The organism is Mesorhizobium sp. YM1C-6-2 (genome assembly GCF_003666685.1).
In the GTDB taxonomy this organism is placed as follows: domain Bacteria; phylum Pseudomonadota; class Alphaproteobacteria; order Rhizobiales; family Rhizobiaceae; genus Mesorhizobium_K.
This window is the reverse complement of sequence record NZ_RCIZ01000011.1, coordinates 1-15,136: the sequence shown is the minus strand read 5'-3', so window position 1 is coordinate 15,136 and position 15,136 is coordinate 1. Positions and strand designations below refer to the sequence as shown.

Here is a 15,136-nt window from a genome sequence, read left to right as displayed (position 1 = left end):
AGGGGCTTTTTTGGAACCGGAGCCGGATTTTGCCGGCGGGGGATAGTCTCATGGACAGCATCAGGGTGAAGGGCGGCAACCAGCTCAACGGCCGCATTCCGATCTCGGGCGCCAAGAACGCGGCCCTGCCGCTGATGATCGCCTCGCTCCTCACCGACGACACGCTGACGCTGGAAAACGTGCCGCACCTCGCCGATGTCGAGCAGCTCATCCGCATCCTCGGCAATCACGGCGTCGACTATTCCGTCAACGGACGCCGCGAAAAGCAGCAGGAAGGCTATTCGCGCACCATCAATTTTTCCGCCCGGCAGATCGTCGACACCACCGCCCCCTACGAGCTGGTGTCGAAGATGCGGGCGTCCTTCTGGGTCATCGGCCCGCTGCTTGCCCGCATGGGCGAGGCGAAGGTGTCGCTGCCCGGCGGCTGCGCCATCGGCACCCGTCCGGTCGACCTCTTCCTCGACGGGCTGCAGGCGCTCGGCGCCGAGCTCGACGTCGAGAGCGGCTATGTGGTCGCCAAGACCAAGAACGGCCGGCTGGTCGGCAACCGCTACGTCTTCCCGAAGGTCTCGGTCGGCGCCACCCATGTGCTGATGATGGCCGCCGCGCTCGCCAGGGGCGAGACCGTGCTCGAGAACGCGGCGCGCGAGCCCGAGATCGTCAACCTCGCCGAATGCCTGAACGCGATGGGCGCTAGGATCACCGGCGCCGGCACCTCGACCATCACCATCGAGGGCGTCGATTCGCTGTCGGGCGCGCGCCACCGCGTCATCCCCGACCGCATCGAGACCGGCACCTACGCCATGGCGGTCGCCATGACCGGCGGCGACGTACTGCTCGAAGGCGCGCGCGTGGACCTTTTGCAGCGGGCGATGGACATCCTCGCCGAATCCGGCGCCGAGATCAGCCAGGAGGAAGCCGGCATCCGCGTCAGGCGCAACGGCAACGGCGTGCGCGCCGTCGACGTGACGACCGAGCCCTTCCCCGGCTTCCCGACCGACCTGCAGGCGCAGTTCATGGGCCTGATGACCATGGCGAGCGGCCAGTCGAAGATCACCGAGACGATCTTCGAGAACCGCTTCATGCATGTGCAGGAGCTTGCCCGCCTCGGCGCGCGCATCTCGCTCGCCGGGCAGACGGCGATCGTCGAGGGCGTGTCGCGGCTGAAGGGCGCGCCCGTCATGGCGACCGACCTGCGCGCCTCTGTGTCGCTGGTCATCGCCGGCCTTGCGGCGGAAGGCGAGACGACGGTCAGCCGCATCTACCATCTCGACCGCGGCTTCGAGCGTCTGGAGGACAAGCTCTCCAACTGCGGCGCGGTCGTCGAACGCCTGTCCGGCTGAGGCTCCAGGTTATCGGATCGTGGGCCACAGATGACTTGGGTATGGTATTTTCAGTCTGGCGCTAACGCGGCGGAATTTGATTACAAGTCGCCCATACCTGTGTACGAGACATTTTGGGGCAGACCGCTTGATCCGGCTAGGGGACCCGCACGTTTTCGAGCTCACCGTTCCCATTTTTCTGATTTACAGGCGCTGCACTGTCCGCCCGTAAATGAAGGGCCGCCTCTGGTGGATGATGTCTGGCAAAAAATAATAAGAAAGTTTACACCCGAAGATCGCATACAATTCTACCCAGCATCCATACACTCAGGCAGAAATCATATTGAAAAATACTCTTGGGTTATACCATTTGACCGAGTTAGATGCATTGATATCCATAGATCAAATATAACAAGCAAGATTGATAAGCCTGACATAACTTTGATCTACCATTGTGATTTCTACGTTCACATTCCCTCGTGTCTCGGTACAAGCCACATCGCAAGGGACGAACAACAAACCGGGCACTTGATCGTATCCGACCAATTGCACGATGCTCTCGCAGAAACAGGAGAGGCATCGATGTTTTACCGTCCACAAGATCTACCGCAAATCTTTCAAAGAAAAATTCACTGAGCGCTCGGTCGTCGAGCGACCGTCGATCTGACGGCGCCGTGCCCTCCCCCTCGATTGAGTTTCGGCGTAGGCACAATCCCGCCCGCCGCATCATTTGGGCGCGCCGCAAGTTTCAAGCTTGGGAGATATACGAATGATTATTCTGCGGCGCACGGCTCTCGCGGCCTCGATCCTTGTCGCCATGGCTTCGGTCGCGATCGCCGGCGACTTCGCCTCCAGGGCCAGTTCGGCCTTCGCTCCCGTCATCGAGGAATACGATATTCCGGGCCTCGTCGTGGGTGTGACGAGAAACGGCGAGCACGACTTCTACGCGACGGGCCTGGCGTCTCGGGCCGACAGCCGCCCCGTAACTGCGGACACGCTCTTCGAGCTCGGCTCCATAAGCAAAATTTTCAACGTCACCCTGGCTGCCCTGGCTGAACAACGCGGAAAGCTGAGCCTCGGCGATACGGTCGCTCGTCATGTGTGCTCCAACGCCTGCTCTATCGGCGACGAGCTGACGCTGATGGATTTGGCTACCCACCGTTCCGGCGGATTGCCTCTCCAGGTGCCGGACGGTGTCTCCGACGTGAACGGGCTGGTGGACTGGCTGAAGGAGTGGCAACCCGGGCAGCCGGGAGCGCGGAGCTATTCCAACATCAGCATCGGGATGCTTGGCTACATCTCCGCGAACGCCATGGGAATGGACTACAGCCAAGCCGCCCAGACGGTCCTTTTCCCGGCATTCGATCTGCAGAACACATGGATCGATGTGCCCGAAAAAGCCATGGACCGGTATGCCTTCGGCTATGATCGCAAGACCGACCTGCCGATCCGCGTGACGCCGGGCGTCCTGGATGATGAAGCCTACGGCGTCAAATCGAGTGCGCGTGACATGCTCAAGGTGTTGGATGTCGAGCTTGGACGCGGAAAGGCGTCGGAAGAACTCAGGGCTGCGGTCGAGCGGACGCAGGAGGGTCAGCTTCAAACCGCCAAGTTCACGCAGGCCATGATCTGGGAACAATATCCCTGGCCGGCCGACCTGGAGACGATGATATCGGGCAACGGCTATGACTTCATTCTGAAGCCGCAGCCTGCTGAAAAGATCGTCCCACCCCTCTCACCCCAGAAGAACGTCATCCTGAACAAGACCGGTTCGACCAACGGCTTCGGCGGATACGTGGCCATGATCCCGGGCGAAGGCCTCGGCATCGTCGTCCTTGCGAACAGAAACTACCCGAACGAGGCGCGTGTCAAAGCCACCTACTCGCTGATCGAGGCCTTGCTTTCGCAATAGCGACGAAGGCTGGAGCCAGATTGAGTCGGAACCGGCTTCTGCCTCAGCCGACTCGTCATCGGTGCTCGGCGATCACCGCCAGGAAGGCTGGGCCGTAGCGGTCGAGCTTGGCTTCACGGATGCCGGGCAGCGGCAAGATCCCGTGATTTCAGGCGAAACATGTGGAAACAGATCTCCGCCAAGCCGTTGATTTCACTCGATCTCGAAAAAATTTCGAGCCTGTTCATTCACACCCATTTGGGCTCCCGCATAATCGCTGGCATCGCCCTCGCGGGAACCCGGGTCATGGACCGGATGACGGGGAGGGCGGCGGTGACCTCCCACCCGTGGAAGCGGTTCCACGGTCCCGAGGGCGCCCGACAGGCCGGCATGCCCGGCGGAGGCGGCCAGATTACCGGTCGGCTCTGCGACGGAGGCAGACGGAGCACCGTACGTCCCGGACCACTGGAGTATCTCGTGGCCGACAGGACGTGTGCCCGGCCGAAAGCGGCGACAGCCACCGGACGGGGGCGGAGGCCCAAAGCCTTCCGTCGCCTGACGCCAAGGGGTCAGGCTGGGTCGAGCGACCACCCATTACAAAACTAGACTGGTGGTCACGACCCTCCCGTCTTCCCGACTTTCTTTCAACGGCCAGATGCGAAGGCAGGCGTGGCGATGATGGAACGCGCCTGTTCACCAAGGAGGAATGCACGCATGAGCACGGAAGAGCTGAGGCAGCTGAGGTTGGAAAACCACTACCTGGAGGAGCAGTTGCAATCCGTCACGGCCGAGGCCGAGGCGTTCAGGCTTAGCCTGGCCGAATACCTCGAACCACGGTCGCGGCCGCGTACCGAGGTGCTGGTGGCGGTGCAGTTGCTGGCTTCGACGGCGGGCCTGCCTGCGCACTGCGACCGCAGAAAATGCCGCCGCGCCGGGCTCTGCCATGCCGATGACGCCGCCGACCCGGCATGCCGGGAGCATTGGCCTCAGGCGTTGCTGGACACGCTGATGGACATGGCCGCCGGCATCGAGCTTTCGGCGCTCTGCCGGGAGCGCGAGCAGGCGGCGCTCCATGCATTCGCCTGCCGGCAGCTTGGCGTCACGCCAGGCCATGAGCCGGCGAGGAAGACGGGAAAGCCCGGTTGCGCGCCCCGCAAAGACCGCCTAACTAGGCCGAAACCGAACGGACAGGCGCAAGGCCATGGACCTGCTCAAGCTTCTCGCCCTTGACGAGGAAGACCTGAAGATCGTCTCCGCCCATGTGCAGGATGCGGTGATGAAGGTCGGCGACCTCGACTTCATCGCCGCTTCCAGGCAGTTCGTCGTGCCGATGTACCGTTTCGCCTGGGAGAAGGACGCCACGGCGTCGACGCCGCAGCCGGAACGACGCAACAGCGTGCTGCATTTCGACCGGGTGCTGGCGGCGAAGCTTGCCGGCATTTCCCGCGGCAAGTCCGACGAGGTGCTGTCGCTGCTGGCGATCACCTATGCCGCAACCGACACACCCGCCGGCACCGTCGACCTCGTCTTCGCCGGCGGCGGCACGATAAGGCTCGAGGTAGAGTGCATCGAGGCGCGGCTCGTCGATCTCGGCGGTGCCTGGGAGGCCTCCTCCCGTCCCGCCCACGAGACCGATAGGGACTGACCCACCAGATGGCCATCACGCTCCGCCAGTCCGATCCGGATTTCGAGACGCGCTTCGCCGCCTTCCTTGCCACCAAGCGCGAATCCTCGCCGGATGTCGACGCGACCGTGCGCGACATCATCGCCCGCGTGCGCGCCGAAGGCGACGCGGCGCTGATCGACTACACGAAGCGGTTCGACCGCGCTGACCTGGCAGCGCTCGGGATCGCGGTCACCGGGAACGAGATCGCCGCGGCCTACGACGCAGCCGATCCCGAGACGGTGGAGGCGCTGAAATTCGCGCGCGACCGCATCCGCTCGCATCACGCGCGCCAGAAGCCGACCGACGACCGTTATGTCGACGCATCCGGCGTCGAGCTCGGCTCGCGGTGGACGGCGATCGAGGCGGCCGGTCTCTACGTGCCGGGCGGCACGGCGAGCTATCCGAGTTCGGTGCTGATGAACGCGATCCCGGCTTCCGTCGCCGGGGTCGAGCGCATCGTGATCGTGGTGCCGGCGTCCGGCGGCGTCATCAACCCGCTGGTGCTGGTCGCGGCCGACCTAGCCGGCGTTTCGGAGATCTACCGCGTCGGCGGCGCGCAGGCCGTCGCAGCGCTCGCCTACGGCACCGAGACGATCCGCCCGGTGGCCAAGATCGTCGGGCCGGGCAACGCCTATGTGGCGGCCGCCAAGCGCCAGGTGTTCGGCACGGTCGGCATCGACATGATCGCCGGCCCGTCGGAAGTGCTTGTCGTGGCCGACCGCGACAACGATCCCGACTGGATCGCGGCCGATCTGCTGGCGCAGGCCGAGCACGACGCCTCCGCGCAATCGATCCTGCTCACCGACGATGAGGCATTCGCCGCATCTGTCGACGCGGCGGTCGAGCGCCAGTTGTTGACGCTGCCGCGCGCCGAGACGGCGGCGGCGAGCTGGCGCGATTTCGGCGGCGTCATCCTGGTCGACGATCTCTTCGCCGCGATCCCGCTGGTCGACCGCATCGCCGCCGAGCATGTCGAGCTCGCCCTCGCCGACGCCGAGACCTTCCTTTCCCGCATGCGCAACGCCGGCGCGGTCTTCCTCGGCAGCCATACGCCGGAAGCCATCGGCGACTATGTCGGCGGCTCGAATCACGTGCTGCCCACGGCGCGCTCGGCGCGCTTCTCGTCGGGCCTGTCCGTGCTCGACTTCATGAAGCGCACCTCGGTGCTGAAGCTCGGCGCGGAGGAACTGCGCAAGCTCGGGCCGGCGGCCATCGCGCTCGCCAGGGCCGAGGGGCTCGACGCGCATGGCCGTTCCGTCTCCATACGCCTCAACATGTAAGCCATGGGCGGGCCGGATCCCCAGCGCCAGCGCCTGATCGACGTCGAGCTCGACGACACGATCGGCCGCTCGACGCCGGATGTCGAGCACGAGCGGGCCGTGGCGATCTTCGACCTCATCGAAGAGAACAGCTTCTGCCCGGTGAACGACACCGGCGAAGGGCCCTACCGGCTGCGGCTGTCGCTGGTCGAGGCGCGCCTCGTCTTCGCCATCTCGCGCGAGAACGGCGAGGAAGTGGTCACCCATATCCTGTCGCTGACGCCGTTCCGGCGCATCGTCAAGGACTACTACATGATCTGCGAGAGCTATTACGACGCGATCCGCAGCTCCACGCCGTCCCAGATCGAGGCGATCGACATGGGCCGCCGCGGCCTTCACAACGAGGGTTCGCAGACCCTGCAGGACAGGCTCGCCGGAAAGATCGACGTCGATTTCGGCACGGCGCGGCGGCTGTTCACCCTGGTCTGCGTGCTGCACTGGCGCGGATGACGGCAGCAGCCTCCCTCCCCCGCTCGGTGCTTTTCCTGTGCGGCATGAACGCGGTGCGCTCGCCCGTCGCCGAGCGGCTGGCGCGCAGGCTCCTGCCCGCATCCGTCTTCGTCGACTCGGCCGGTATCCATGTCGGCGATCCCGACCCGTTCGTCGAGGCGGTGCTCGCCGAGGAAGGCCTGTCCATGGGCGAGCGCATGCCCAAGGCCTTCGACGATCTGGAGGACAACTATTTCGATCTCATCGTCACGCTCTCGCCGCAAGCACACCATGCCGCCCTCGAGCTGACCCGCGCGCTCGCCGTCGAGGTCGAGTACTGGCCGACGGTCGACCCGACCGCAACGCAAGGGTCGCGCGAGCAGAAGATCGACGCCTATCGCGACATGCGCGACCGGCTGAAGGCGCGGATAGAGGAGCGTTTCGGTCAGAATCCCGCTGCTGAAACGCGCTGATTAAGCGTGTTCACAAAAGCGCGACAATCATATAGGTTCCGCGCAACTCCGGGCCGGCGCTCCGGAAATCCATTCAAACCAAAGGTAGAGAATGCCGAAGGAAGAAGTCCTCGAGTTCCCGGGAACGGTCACCGAATTGCTGCCCAACGCGATGTTCCGGGTCAAGCTCGAAAACGAGCATGAGATCATCGCTCACACCGCAGGCCGCATGCGCAAGAACCGTATCCGCGTGCTCACGGGCGACAAGGTGCTTGTCGAGATGACCCCCTACGACCTGACCAAGGGCCGCATCACCTACCGTTTCAAATAGGGACGGCCGCGGGGGCCGCCAGAGCCGTCAGGACTCCGGATGAGTGTTTTCCAGAAGCTTGTGCTCGCCTCGGGCTCGGCGCGCCGCATCGAACTCTTGCAGCAGGCGGGCATCGAGCCCGACCGGCTGCTGCCCGCCGACATTGACGAGACGCCGCTGCGCTCGGAGCATCCGCGTTCGCTCGCCAAGCGGCTGGCCAAGCAGAAGGCCGAGAAGGCGCAGGCCTCGCTGAAAAGCGAAGCCGACTACCAGCCCTCCTTCGTGCTGGCCGCCGACACGGTGGTGGCGCTCGGCCGCCGCATCATGCCCAAGGCCGAGATGATCGACGAGGCGTCGAACTCGCTGCAGCTTCTGTCGGGCCGCACGCACCGCGTCTATTCCAGCGTCTGCCTGGTTACGCCCTCGGGCAAAGTCCGCCAGCGGCTGGTCGAGAGCCGCGTGCGCTTCAAGCGCATCGGCCGCGACGAGCTCGAAAGCTACCTGGCCTCCGGCGAGTGGCGCGGCAAGGCCGGCGGCTACGCCATACAGGGCCTTGCCGGCACCTTCGTGGTGAAGCTCGTCGGCTCCTACACCAATGTCGTCGGGCTGCCGCTCTACGAGACGGTCTCGCTGCTCAACGGCGACGGCTACCAGGTGCATTTCAACTGGCTGTCGGGCGCCAGAGGCTGATCCGTTCCGGCCCAGCCGGTGTTGGCTTTCGAGCCAAGCCGCATTATCTGCATGCAGATGACTGTTCCCAGCGCCACCGTCACTCCGCTCAGGCCCAAACGCCCCTGCCCCGAATGCGGCCGGCCGTCCGCGCGCGAGACCTATCCGTTCTGCTCGACGCGCTGCAAGAACGTCGACCTCAATCGCTGGCTGACCGGCGCCTATGCCATCCCCGTGCGCGACGACGAGGATGAGGACGGCAAGCCGGCCGACGGCTCCAACCCATCGGAATCCGGGCCGGACTGACAGACTTAAAAACGCATCGTCAAAATCCCGTCACGGACGCTGGACAGCCCGATTTCCCGTGCTATAACGCAGCCGCTTTCCGAGGGCGCCGCCTTCGATATCCCGGCGGGCCACCGCCCATCCCGGGAAAAAGCCCAGGTAGCTCAGTTGGTAGAGCAGCGGACTGAAAATCCGCGTGTCGCTGGTTCGATTCCGGCCCTGGGCACCAACGTTTTCAATGACTTAGCAGCAAGCTTGGCGATTTCATGTCGCGTTCATGTTGCAATTGGCTTCCCTTGATTTCCAACGGTTTTCGCTGACACTCGGCAAGTCGACGCGACATGAACGCGACATGAAATCACCGCCGAGGCCGGATCCGCCCCTCACCAGCGGCCCCGTCGGCCGGCGACACTGCCGCGCATGGATCACATCGAGGATCCGGCCTGCCCTGCCCTCGTGTCACATGGCAAGGCGGAGGTGCGCCAGGCAGAGGAAGCCGTCGAGCAGCCTCATTCGACCGCCACTTTCTTCGGGACAGAGGTCAAGGCCATCCTGAAGATATCCAGTCGGCTGTCATCGACGGGTCGGAAGCGACGTGAGAGGTATGGCAGATCATCCGGTATTTCCGGCCAATCTTCTTTCCACTCGCGGTAAATCTCAGCCACGCGTATGCCTAGCGCCCGCTCAGCCTTGGGAGTGACGAACATGCCGCACCACCTGACAGTGTAGACGGTGCCCTTCGTCAAACCGTCCAAGGTCGTAGGCTCTCCATTGATAGTACCCGTTTCGTCATCGATGCAGACGACCAGTTGGCCGGGGTGGAATGCCGCTTGCTTCATGACGCGCCTCCCTTTGCATGACGCAGGATCGACGCCGCGATTTGTCCGTGCCACTTGTTGGGCTCGAATATCGCCCACCCCTGGTCAACGTCCGTCATGTTCCCGAAGGTCGCCAGCGCCTCGGCCTTGATGAGCAAGCCGGCCATTGTTTCGTCCGGCTGATCCATAATTGTGGCGACAAGGCTACAAAGCGATTTGACCGCCGCCTTCACTGCCCGCCAGTATGGCTCATATTCTGCCTCGCTGACGGCGGGCTGTGTGGCTTTGACGGCATTGGCAGCATGCCGCGCGTTGTTGTAGCGGGTGTAGGCGTCAGAGAGCATGTCGCCGAGGCGGATCAGTTCCGGGTTTTCGGCCGGGCCGGCTTCGGCTGGAACAGGTGCTGCAGCCGCTGCCGATGCGGCGGCAAGGCCCAGAAGCAGGCGGCGGCGATCGACGAGCGCGCTCACGACTGCACCTCCTTCGGGCGATGGCCCACGATCATGAACATGCCGGCCATGCTCTCGCTGTCCTCGCATGCCGGCGAGGCGGGCGTCAGGACACGCCAGTCGGTCACTTCGGGGTAAACAGCCTTGCTTGCTGCGACGACTTCGCGACGGCGCCGAGCTAACGTCTCCTGTGGCGACGCGTCGGCAGAATGGAAAGCGAAGCTCTCGGTTGGATGGTTCGACGGGTAGATTTCCGCCATGAACTGCCCATCGCAGAACTCGGCGAGCGCGTCCTGCAACTCTTGGCAAAGGCGGCGCAGCCGATCCGACGGGCTTTCCGCTGCTGCCGGGATCACCATCGGCGTGACGGCCGCGCCCGCAAGGACGCCAGTGCGAAGGAGGAGGCGGCGGGTGATTTTAGGCAAGCCTTCGGCGGCTGCCCGAACAGGTGTGTTCGGCATTTCTGGCTCCTGTGTTTGATACACTGTTAACTATGTTCAAAACCTAGAAAGGCGTTTGTAGGTTGTCAACCTGTTTCTGTGTGTGATACATAAATATCTAGATCGAAAGGATGTGTATGCTGACAACAGGCAATCAACTGAAGGCCGCCCGGGCGCTCGCCGGCGTCGAACAAACCGCGCTCGCCGACGCGGCAGGCGTACACGTAAACACCGTGCGTGCTATGGAAGGTTCAGGGGCGTCGCCAATCGCAGGCCGAGCGCAGAACGTCCAAGCGGTTCAGCGTGCATTGGAAAGCCATGGCATCGAGTTCCTGAACCATGGGAGCCCTGGCGTGCGCCTTCGAGCGAAGCAGTGAGGCTGGTCGTTGTCGGCCAGCCTCGACGCCGCCTAATGCAGGATAACCTTCCGCTTTCGCCTCGACATCTCCGCAAGTACAAAGTTCATTGAGGCACGATGCGGCCCAACTTCTACGGCTAGATCCGCCTCTAAGTCCCATTGTTCCTCGATCGGCTCCAGTTCGAAATCCGGATCGCCGTCGATCTGATCGAGGAGCGCGATAAGATGCTCGATCATATCTGCGATGGCCCTTCGTGGGCCTGGTTTCGCGCACATCACCATGGCAGGTCCTCCCCGGTGATGCGCTCAATCCAGGTCGCTTTACCACCAGGCATCGTTTCATCCAGAGAAAGCGTCCTGTGGTAATCGTTGCCGCGATCGTGGTCCGTTAGGTATTTGCGAACCTCCGCCTTGATGTTCTTAATCAGAAGATCCCCTTCCAAAACGGCGAGGCACATCGAGCTGATGATTTCGTCGCGAACGTGGCGAGGCAACATCGAAGGAACAGCTTTGCTGATCTCCCCAAAAATCTCTTCTGGAGAGCGTCTGGCCGTCGCCTTCGATGATTGTCTAGCCCACCTCGCCCTGTGTTGTGCACGCATCACTTCGCCGTTGCGGTGGTAGCGCTCTCTACACCGCTGTAGGAACGCTTGGTGCCGAACAGGATCTGCTCTGCGTCGGGCTTCCCATTTGCTTTTTTCAAGCCGTATTTGTTCTGGATGTCTTTCCTTCCATCGCCTTCGCTGCTTTCGCGTTGTTTCAGGGTGTTTTTGGCGCCACGCCCGGCGTCCAGCGAGATACTTTTCACGGTTTTCTAGCCGCCATTGCCTACAATAATCAGGGTTCCGTTCTTTCCAGCGCCTTTGGCACTCACGCGCCTTCGCCTTCTGTTCCTCAGTTCGAGGTTTCCTATGTGGCTTCTGTTCGTCGGGGAGTTCTGCGTCAGTCTGCATCATCAGCTTCCTTCGCTTCAGATGCCCCTCGCGGCGTCTATATGAGCGCTGATTCGAGCCGAATGTGAATCCCGCTTGCCCGCGGGAAGCCGTTGCGCGAAGCTCCGGCATGTTCACTGAGCGCCTCAAAGAATGCCTATCCAACGGTGCGCTATGACTCGTGATCCTCGCCTTGATGCCCTTGCCGCCAGTGACCTTTCATCGGCGGCTATCCTGGCCGCCCTGATCGGCATGCTGGGCGCAAAAGGCACGCTGGCGGACCAGGAGGTTCGTGAGATTTACGAACAGGCCCTGTTTCTACTGGAGTCCCACCAGGGCAATGAGCCGGAAGTGCAGCCGATTTACGAAGCTGCTCGGGAGATCATAGAAGCGCAATTGCGGTAGGACGATGCGAGGCCTCCACCGCTGGACGAAACCCACGGCATCCATCTTCCTGCCTCAGCCGTATCTTCTGCCCGTCAGTAAAGGATACGGCGTGATGTTCTACGAGGAAGCTGATGATCGCCTTCTTGCCGTCCTGGTGGACTGAGACATGCCATTCGCCGGCTGTCGCTGCGATTGTGACGCGATTGTTGGAAGCAGGGGTGACCAGATTTTCTATGGCTTCGCCCTCCATTGCACTTGGGGCGAAAGCATCTATGGGCTCTTTCAGCCGTCGGCGCCCTGAAAAGTGGCCAACGATCGCGCATCATGCCGAGAATTTAGCCCTAACGGCCACCAACAAAAGTTAAGACCAGGGCATTCAGTTCAAAAATAAATGGCTTCGACATAAAGAAATAAGAAGCCGGTAGCCTTGTTGATGATAGAAAATTCTGATACGTATTAAAAGTCGATCTTGGTTTCGAACTTTGTTTCGCGCTTTTGCGCTCAGACGATCTTCCTGCTCAATTTCGAAGTTTGCGACGTTTGGCACGATGCCAGGCGGCGATTATCTATGTCGATAGAAAGGAAATCGTCATGACTACGGGAACAGTGAAGTTCTTCAACGCAACCAAAGGCTTCGGCTTTATCGAGCAAGGCAACGGCCAGCCGGACGTTTTCGTTCACATCTCGGCACTCGAACGGGCCGGAATGCGCACCCTCGTCGAGGGGCAGAAGATCAATTTCGATATCGTGCCTGACCAGCGCAGCGGCAAAAGTTCCGCCGAAAATATCCAGGCCGCCTGACGCCAGATCACGCTTCTGGTCTTTGACCACGGATGTACTGGCACTGGCCATAGAGGCGTTTGAAGAGAAGGTCGGGTTCGCCCGGCCTTTTTTGTTTAACGGGAATGGACGCCCAACCCGACCGATCCATTGTCAGTACAGGACGATGGCCGGATCGTAGCTGATCCCAGCGCCTTTGAGCGCAGCGAGGAATGCAACGCTGGCGTTGTCCAGATTTCCGCGGCCGGAACAGTGCTTCATGGCATCAGTCCAAGCTCGACTGTCGTTCCTCAACTGATGGACGGAAAGGAAGTCCGAAGCTTGCTGCATCGTCTCGATGAGCACGAAGCCAATCGGTGATGCTCCAAAGATGACCATAGGGGTCCGGAACTTTTTCGCTTCCATCAGCCTTGTCTACGCCCCAATAACGGTGAAAGCGAGCGTCATCCAAAATCGCCTAACGGAAGTCGGCCATGGTCAACGTATAGGACGTGCGGCGTCCATGAGAATAGGCCTCGCGAGCAACATCGTGGATTGAGCCTCGGGCCGCGTCGAAAGCCGTGAGGAAATCAGTTTCGGATAGTTTCGTCCTCCCCAGCTGTACCAGTGCGGCAGTCTCGACGAAGAAATGTACCTCGAACATTCCGTCATGACCGATGAAGCGGATGGCGTCACGCGCTTCGTCGAAACTACGGCTCCGATTAGGAAACTCCAATGTCACCGTCGGGGATCCTTGCCGCGCGAGGTGTTGGCGGTCACGGCAAGCTTTGTCTGATTGCCAAAATTACTTTCCGGCTTGGGAGGAGCCTTTTCCTGTTTCGGCTTTCTGATCTCGCGATTGCTTCGTTTTTGCCCCTTGGCCATGGCCTAACGTCCTTTCGATAAGAGTTGTGCCACCGGGCTGCGAGGTGCCGACCGGCTCGAGACTGTCTTGTGTAGTGACCCGCTCATAACGCTCGTCGTCATTGCGGATGCGGTATTGTAGTGACTCTCCAACCGGCGGGAGTGTGCCGGTGATGTAATAGACATCGGCAGGCAAAGCCGGTCCCCGGAGCCCGCCTTTCAACCGGACGGCCTGGCCGATATTGAAGAGGTGTGTCGGAACCTCTCGCCGCGTGATGCGTCGGATAGAGCTTGAAGTCATGGTTGCCTGTAATCCTTCGCGAGTGCGGCTTCGAGATCAGCTGGGGCGATCGGCACCATCTGGTGTTTTGGGGCGCGCCCCCCCCGATGGCCAGCAGATGCAGCAACGGGCACAAGCGCCACACCAGGCACTTGCATCATTTGTCGAGAATGCCGCGAAAAATGGCGGGTCGAAGTCTCTGACACCGCGAAGCCAAATCGGCCTCGTTTACACATAAGCTCGGAGTTGCCCCAAACAAGGGGCCGCCTCTATTTACCGGTGCCTCAAAAGGACTTTTGTTTCTGTAGCATCGTAGCGAGGTCGCCAGCGCAGAGGGATTTGCTTCAGGGCAAGTCCGTGGTCTTGGCTCGCCTTCTTGTGATCGTGAATGTCTGACCAGAACCGCCTGTGATGGCGCCATACCCCGGCGAAAAGCGCTCATCAGGTTCGCAGTCTGCGAAAATCGAACTGACTGCATGCTCCATTCCAGGGACGTTGAGCGACACCAAAAGCCTCGCCTGGTTTTCACTGTCAGCCTGAACCCAATATCCCATGTCGGACCGTCTGTTCACCGGGACAACCATAAAAAGCACTTAGCTCTCCCAGTTTTTCCGCCCGCCTTCGCAGAGACCTTACCTCTTTCATTTTGGCTTGTGGGAAAAAATATTCCCACACGTCACTTGTTTATGTGGTAGGTCATGTTGCTCCTAAAAAAAAATCATAAAAAGGAGGCCGCTTTGAGCGCTTATGCTTTTCAATTCATAATGAGATTGTCGGCCGTGGTTTTTGTCGCCACTTCTCTGTACGCTGTTTTTTCTTGGAGTTGAGGCTGAAAAACTTGAATTTATCTGACAGCCGACGTTCCAATGACATTGGTGCCCCAGGTGCAACAACGGTTCCGTCCGCCCAAACTGTGCCGTTCGCGACGCTCCAAGGGAACCTTCAGTTCCCCGCCGTGTTGTCGTTGACGCGATATCCCTCGCTGTCCGCGCTTACGAAGCTTGGACGCGCTTAGCAGCGCAGAAAGTACTCAGATGAAATTCATTCAGCGCATGAACGAGCAGCCCTCGTCTTGGTTCTTGCTGTTCGCGACGTTGGCTATCGTTGGCTACCTTTTGTACCTGGTCGGCGATGGAATGAACTGGTAGCTGCGCCATGTCAGCCATACGCTCTATTCCGGCCGACGTCCGTGCAGCTATCGCGAGCTTCCTGAACCAATGTCAGAGCGAAGCGAAGCCGTTTGCCGGGACAGAAGCGCTGGGGGCAATCCGTACGATGTTTCCTGGGTTGGACATCTCGGACGCCGATCTGGATGACGCTATATCCAGCGAGGCTGAAAAAGCGGGCTTTGATGTTGGTTACGACTCTCCAACTGGCTCGGCTCGCGCAAAGCGGAAAGCACTTCAACGTTGGGAGAATGAAGGTGGAGCTGTTGATTGCTGCTGAGAAGTGACCCGGGGTTTTCATCGAGAAGTGACCCACCGTGCGATTATGTTTCGGGTCTCA

Annotated in this window: 22 protein-coding genes, 1 tRNA gene and 1 pseudogene; 15 read left to right on the top strand and 9 right to left on the bottom strand. The window is 61.1% G+C overall.

Features of this window, described 5'->3' with window-relative positions; all coding sequences use genetic code 11:
• Positions 1-50 precede the first annotated feature (50 nt).
• From murA to D8676_RS21915, 11 genes are all read left to right on the top strand, one after another.
• Complete coding sequence (murA, locus tag D8676_RS21970) at positions 51-1,343, top strand: UDP-N-acetylglucosamine 1-carboxyvinyltransferase (protein ID WP_121583244.1); 1,293 nt, start codon at positions 51-53, stop codon at positions 1,341-1,343.
• Between the two features lie 748 nt (positions 1,344-2,091).
• Positions 2,092-3,234, top strand: a complete 1,143-nt coding sequence (gene ampC, locus D8676_RS21965) for a class C beta-lactamase (protein ID WP_121583243.1) — start codon at positions 2,092-2,094, stop codon at positions 3,232-3,234.
• 693 nt (positions 3,235-3,927) lie between these two features.
• Complete coding sequence (locus D8676_RS21955) at positions 3,928-4,443, top strand: hypothetical protein (RefSeq protein ID WP_121583241.1); 516 nt, start codon at positions 3,928-3,930, stop codon at positions 4,441-4,443.
• Positions 4,415-4,858, top strand: a complete 444-nt coding sequence (locus D8676_RS21950) for a DUF2948 family protein (RefSeq protein ID WP_121583240.1) — start codon at positions 4,415-4,417, stop codon at positions 4,856-4,858. The genes D8676_RS21955 and D8676_RS21950 overlap by 29 nt, the downstream gene beginning before the upstream one ends.
• A gap of 8 nt (positions 4,859-4,866) precedes the next feature.
• On the top strand, positions 4,867-6,159 hold the full coding sequence (hisD, locus tag D8676_RS21945) for a histidinol dehydrogenase (RefSeq protein WP_121583239.1): 1,293 nt from the start codon (positions 4,867-4,869) through the stop codon (positions 6,157-6,159).
• Positions 6,160-6,162: 3 nt separating this feature from the next.
• Positions 6,163-6,648, top strand: coding sequence for a UPF0262 family protein (locus D8676_RS21940; RefSeq protein WP_121583238.1), 486 nt, complete (start codon positions 6,163-6,165; stop codon positions 6,646-6,648).
• Positions 6,645-7,100, top strand: a complete 456-nt coding sequence (locus tag D8676_RS21935) for a low molecular weight phosphatase family protein (protein WP_121583237.1) — start codon at positions 6,645-6,647, stop codon at positions 7,098-7,100. Before D8676_RS21940 ends, D8676_RS21935 begins: the two co-directional genes overlap by 4 nt.
• Positions 7,101-7,191: 91 nt before the next feature.
• On the top strand, positions 7,192-7,410 hold the full coding sequence (gene infA / locus D8676_RS21930; RefSeq protein ID WP_019172992.1) for a translation initiation factor IF-1: 219 nt from the start codon (positions 7,192-7,194) through the stop codon (positions 7,408-7,410).
• 39 nt (positions 7,411-7,449) lie between these two features.
• Positions 7,450-8,079 carry a Maf-like protein gene (locus D8676_RS21925; protein ID WP_121583236.1) on the top strand — a complete coding sequence of 210 codons (630 nt, stop codon included), beginning with the start codon at positions 7,450-7,452 and terminating at the stop codon, positions 8,077-8,079.
• A 57-nt stretch (positions 8,080-8,136) separates the two neighbouring features.
• A complete protein-coding gene (gene yacG / locus D8676_RS21920) occupies positions 8,137-8,364 on the top strand; it encodes a DNA gyrase inhibitor YacG (RefSeq protein WP_121583364.1) in 228 nt (75 codons plus the stop codon).
• Between the two features lie 132 nt (positions 8,365-8,496).
• Positions 8,497-8,572, top strand: a tRNA-Phe gene (locus D8676_RS21915).
• A 280-nt stretch (positions 8,573-8,852) separates the two neighbouring features.
• Here the strand turns inward: D8676_RS21915 and D8676_RS21910 are convergent.
• From D8676_RS21910 to D8676_RS21900, 3 genes are read right to left on the bottom strand one after another with little or no spacing between them, the layout of a single operon-like run.
• Positions 8,853-9,182 carry a hypothetical protein gene (locus tag D8676_RS21910; protein ID WP_121583235.1) on the bottom strand — a complete coding sequence of 110 codons (330 nt, stop codon included), beginning with the start codon at positions 9,180-9,182 and terminating at the stop codon, positions 8,853-8,855.
• A complete protein-coding gene (locus tag D8676_RS21905) occupies positions 9,179-9,631 on the bottom strand; it encodes a hypothetical protein (protein ID WP_121583234.1) in 453 nt (150 codons plus the stop codon). Before D8676_RS21905 ends, D8676_RS21910 begins: the two co-directional genes overlap by 4 nt.
• Positions 9,628-10,071 carry a hypothetical protein gene (locus D8676_RS21900; RefSeq protein WP_121583233.1) on the bottom strand — a complete coding sequence of 148 codons (444 nt, stop codon included), beginning with the start codon at positions 10,069-10,071 and terminating at the stop codon, positions 9,628-9,630. The genes D8676_RS21905 and D8676_RS21900 overlap by 4 nt, the downstream gene beginning before the upstream one ends.
• Positions 10,072-10,187: 116 nt before the next feature.
• Between D8676_RS21900 and D8676_RS21895 the strand changes: the two genes are divergently transcribed.
• Positions 10,188-10,427 (top strand): helix-turn-helix domain-containing protein, encoded by a 240-nt coding sequence (locus tag D8676_RS21895; protein WP_121583232.1) that lies wholly within the window; start codon positions 10,188-10,190, stop codon positions 10,425-10,427.
• Positions 10,428-10,459: 32 nt separating this feature from the next.
• On the opposite strand, the gene D8676_RS21890 is transcribed toward D8676_RS21895, so the two are convergent.
• From D8676_RS21890 to D8676_RS21880, 3 genes are read right to left on the bottom strand one after another with little or no spacing between them, the layout of a single operon-like run.
• Complete coding sequence (locus tag D8676_RS21890) at positions 10,460-10,645, bottom strand: hypothetical protein (protein ID WP_245427046.1); 186 nt, start codon at positions 10,643-10,645, stop codon at positions 10,460-10,462.
• A 38-nt stretch (positions 10,646-10,683) separates the two neighbouring features.
• Positions 10,684-11,010: a hypothetical protein gene (locus D8676_RS21885; protein ID WP_147448238.1), complete on the bottom strand. Its 327-nt coding sequence runs from the start codon at positions 11,008-11,010 to the stop codon at positions 10,684-10,686.
• On the bottom strand, positions 11,010-11,216 hold the full coding sequence (locus D8676_RS21880) for a hypothetical protein (protein WP_121583230.1): 207 nt from the start codon (positions 11,214-11,216) through the stop codon (positions 11,010-11,012). Before D8676_RS21880 ends, D8676_RS21885 begins: the two co-directional genes overlap by 1 nt.
• Before the next feature lie 298 nt (positions 11,217-11,514).
• On the opposite strand from D8676_RS21880, the gene D8676_RS21875 reads away from it, so the two are divergent.
• Entirely contained in the window at positions 11,515-11,745 is a 231-nt protein-coding gene (locus tag D8676_RS21875) for a hypothetical protein (RefSeq protein ID WP_147448237.1), read from the top strand.
• Positions 11,746-12,258: 513 nt separating this feature from the next.
• A complete protein-coding gene (locus D8676_RS21870) occupies positions 12,259-12,528 on the top strand; it encodes a cold-shock protein (RefSeq protein WP_281034295.1) in 270 nt (89 codons plus the stop codon).
• 132 nt (positions 12,529-12,660) lie between these two features.
• On the opposite strand, the gene D8676_RS21865 is transcribed toward D8676_RS21870, so the two are convergent.
• From D8676_RS21865 to D8676_RS27970, 3 genes are all read right to left on the bottom strand, one after another.
• On the bottom strand, positions 12,661-12,912 hold the full coding sequence (locus tag D8676_RS21865) for a DUF982 domain-containing protein (protein WP_121583227.1): 252 nt from the start codon (positions 12,910-12,912) through the stop codon (positions 12,661-12,663).
• Between the two features lie 52 nt (positions 12,913-12,964).
• Positions 12,965-13,228 (bottom strand): DUF1488 domain-containing protein, encoded by a 264-nt coding sequence (locus tag D8676_RS21860; protein ID WP_121583226.1) that lies wholly within the window; start codon positions 13,226-13,228, stop codon positions 12,965-12,967.
• Positions 13,229-13,291: 63 nt separating this feature from the next.
• A complete protein-coding gene (locus D8676_RS27970) occupies positions 13,292-13,651 on the bottom strand; it encodes a hypothetical protein (RefSeq protein ID WP_121583225.1) in 360 nt (119 codons plus the stop codon).
• 1,134 nt (positions 13,652-14,785) lie between these two features.
• On the opposite strand from D8676_RS27970, the pseudogene D8676_RS27075 reads away from it, so the two are divergent.
• Positions 14,786-15,067, top strand: a pseudogene (locus tag D8676_RS27075) (hypothetical protein); the annotation flags it as partial.
• Positions 15,068-15,136: the final 69 nt, after the last annotated feature.

Coding starts and splice junctions, on each gene's coding strand:
- D8676_RS21950 (WP_121583240.1), top strand. CDS start 4,415: ATGGACCTGCTCAAGCTTCTCGCCCTTGACGAGGAAGACCTGAAGATC.
- hisD (WP_121583239.1), top strand. CDS start 4,867: ATGGCCATCACGCTCCGCCAGTCCGATCCGGATTTCGAGACGCGCTTC.
- D8676_RS21955 (WP_121583241.1), top strand. CDS start 3,928: ATGAGCACGGAAGAGCTGAGGCAGCTGAGGTTGGAAAACCACTACCTG.
- D8676_RS21935 (WP_121583237.1), top strand. CDS start 6,645: ATGACGGCAGCAGCCTCCCTCCCCCGCTCGGTGCTTTTCCTGTGCGGC.
- D8676_RS21890 (WP_245427046.1), bottom strand. CDS start 10,645: ATGATCGAGCATCTTATCGCGCTCCTCGATCAGATCGACGGCGATCCG.
- D8676_RS21940 (WP_121583238.1), top strand. CDS start 6,163: ATGGGCGGGCCGGATCCCCAGCGCCAGCGCCTGATCGACGTCGAGCTC.
- yacG (WP_121583364.1), top strand. CDS start 8,137: ATGACTGTTCCCAGCGCCACCGTCACTCCGCTCAGGCCCAAACGCCCC.
- D8676_RS21900 (WP_121583233.1), bottom strand. CDS start 10,071: ATGCCGAACACACCTGTTCGGGCAGCCGCCGAAGGCTTGCCTAAAATC.
- D8676_RS21875 (WP_147448237.1), top strand. CDS start 11,515: ATGACTCGTGATCCTCGCCTTGATGCCCTTGCCGCCAGTGACCTTTCA.
- ampC (WP_121583243.1), top strand. CDS start 2,092: ATGATTATTCTGCGGCGCACGGCTCTCGCGGCCTCGATCCTTGTCGCC.
- murA (WP_121583244.1), top strand. CDS start 51: ATGGACAGCATCAGGGTGAAGGGCGGCAACCAGCTCAACGGCCGCATT.
- infA (WP_019172992.1), top strand. CDS start 7,192: ATGCCGAAGGAAGAAGTCCTCGAGTTCCCGGGAACGGTCACCGAATTG.
- D8676_RS21895 (WP_121583232.1), top strand. CDS start 10,188: ATGCTGACAACAGGCAATCAACTGAAGGCCGCCCGGGCGCTCGCCGGC.
- D8676_RS27970 (WP_121583225.1), bottom strand. CDS start 13,651: ATGACTTCAAGCTCTATCCGACGCATCACGCGGCGAGAGGTTCCGACA.
- D8676_RS21910 (WP_121583235.1), bottom strand. CDS start 9,182: ATGAAGCAAGCGGCATTCCACCCCGGCCAACTGGTCGTCTGCATCGAT.
- D8676_RS21925 (WP_121583236.1), top strand. CDS start 7,450: ATGAGTGTTTTCCAGAAGCTTGTGCTCGCCTCGGGCTCGGCGCGCCGC.
- D8676_RS21885 (WP_147448238.1), bottom strand. CDS start 11,010: ATGCGTGCACAACACAGGGCGAGGTGGGCTAGACAATCATCGAAGGCG.
- D8676_RS21865 (WP_121583227.1), bottom strand. CDS start 12,912: ATGGAAGCGAAAAAGTTCCGGACCCCTATGGTCATCTTTGGAGCATCA.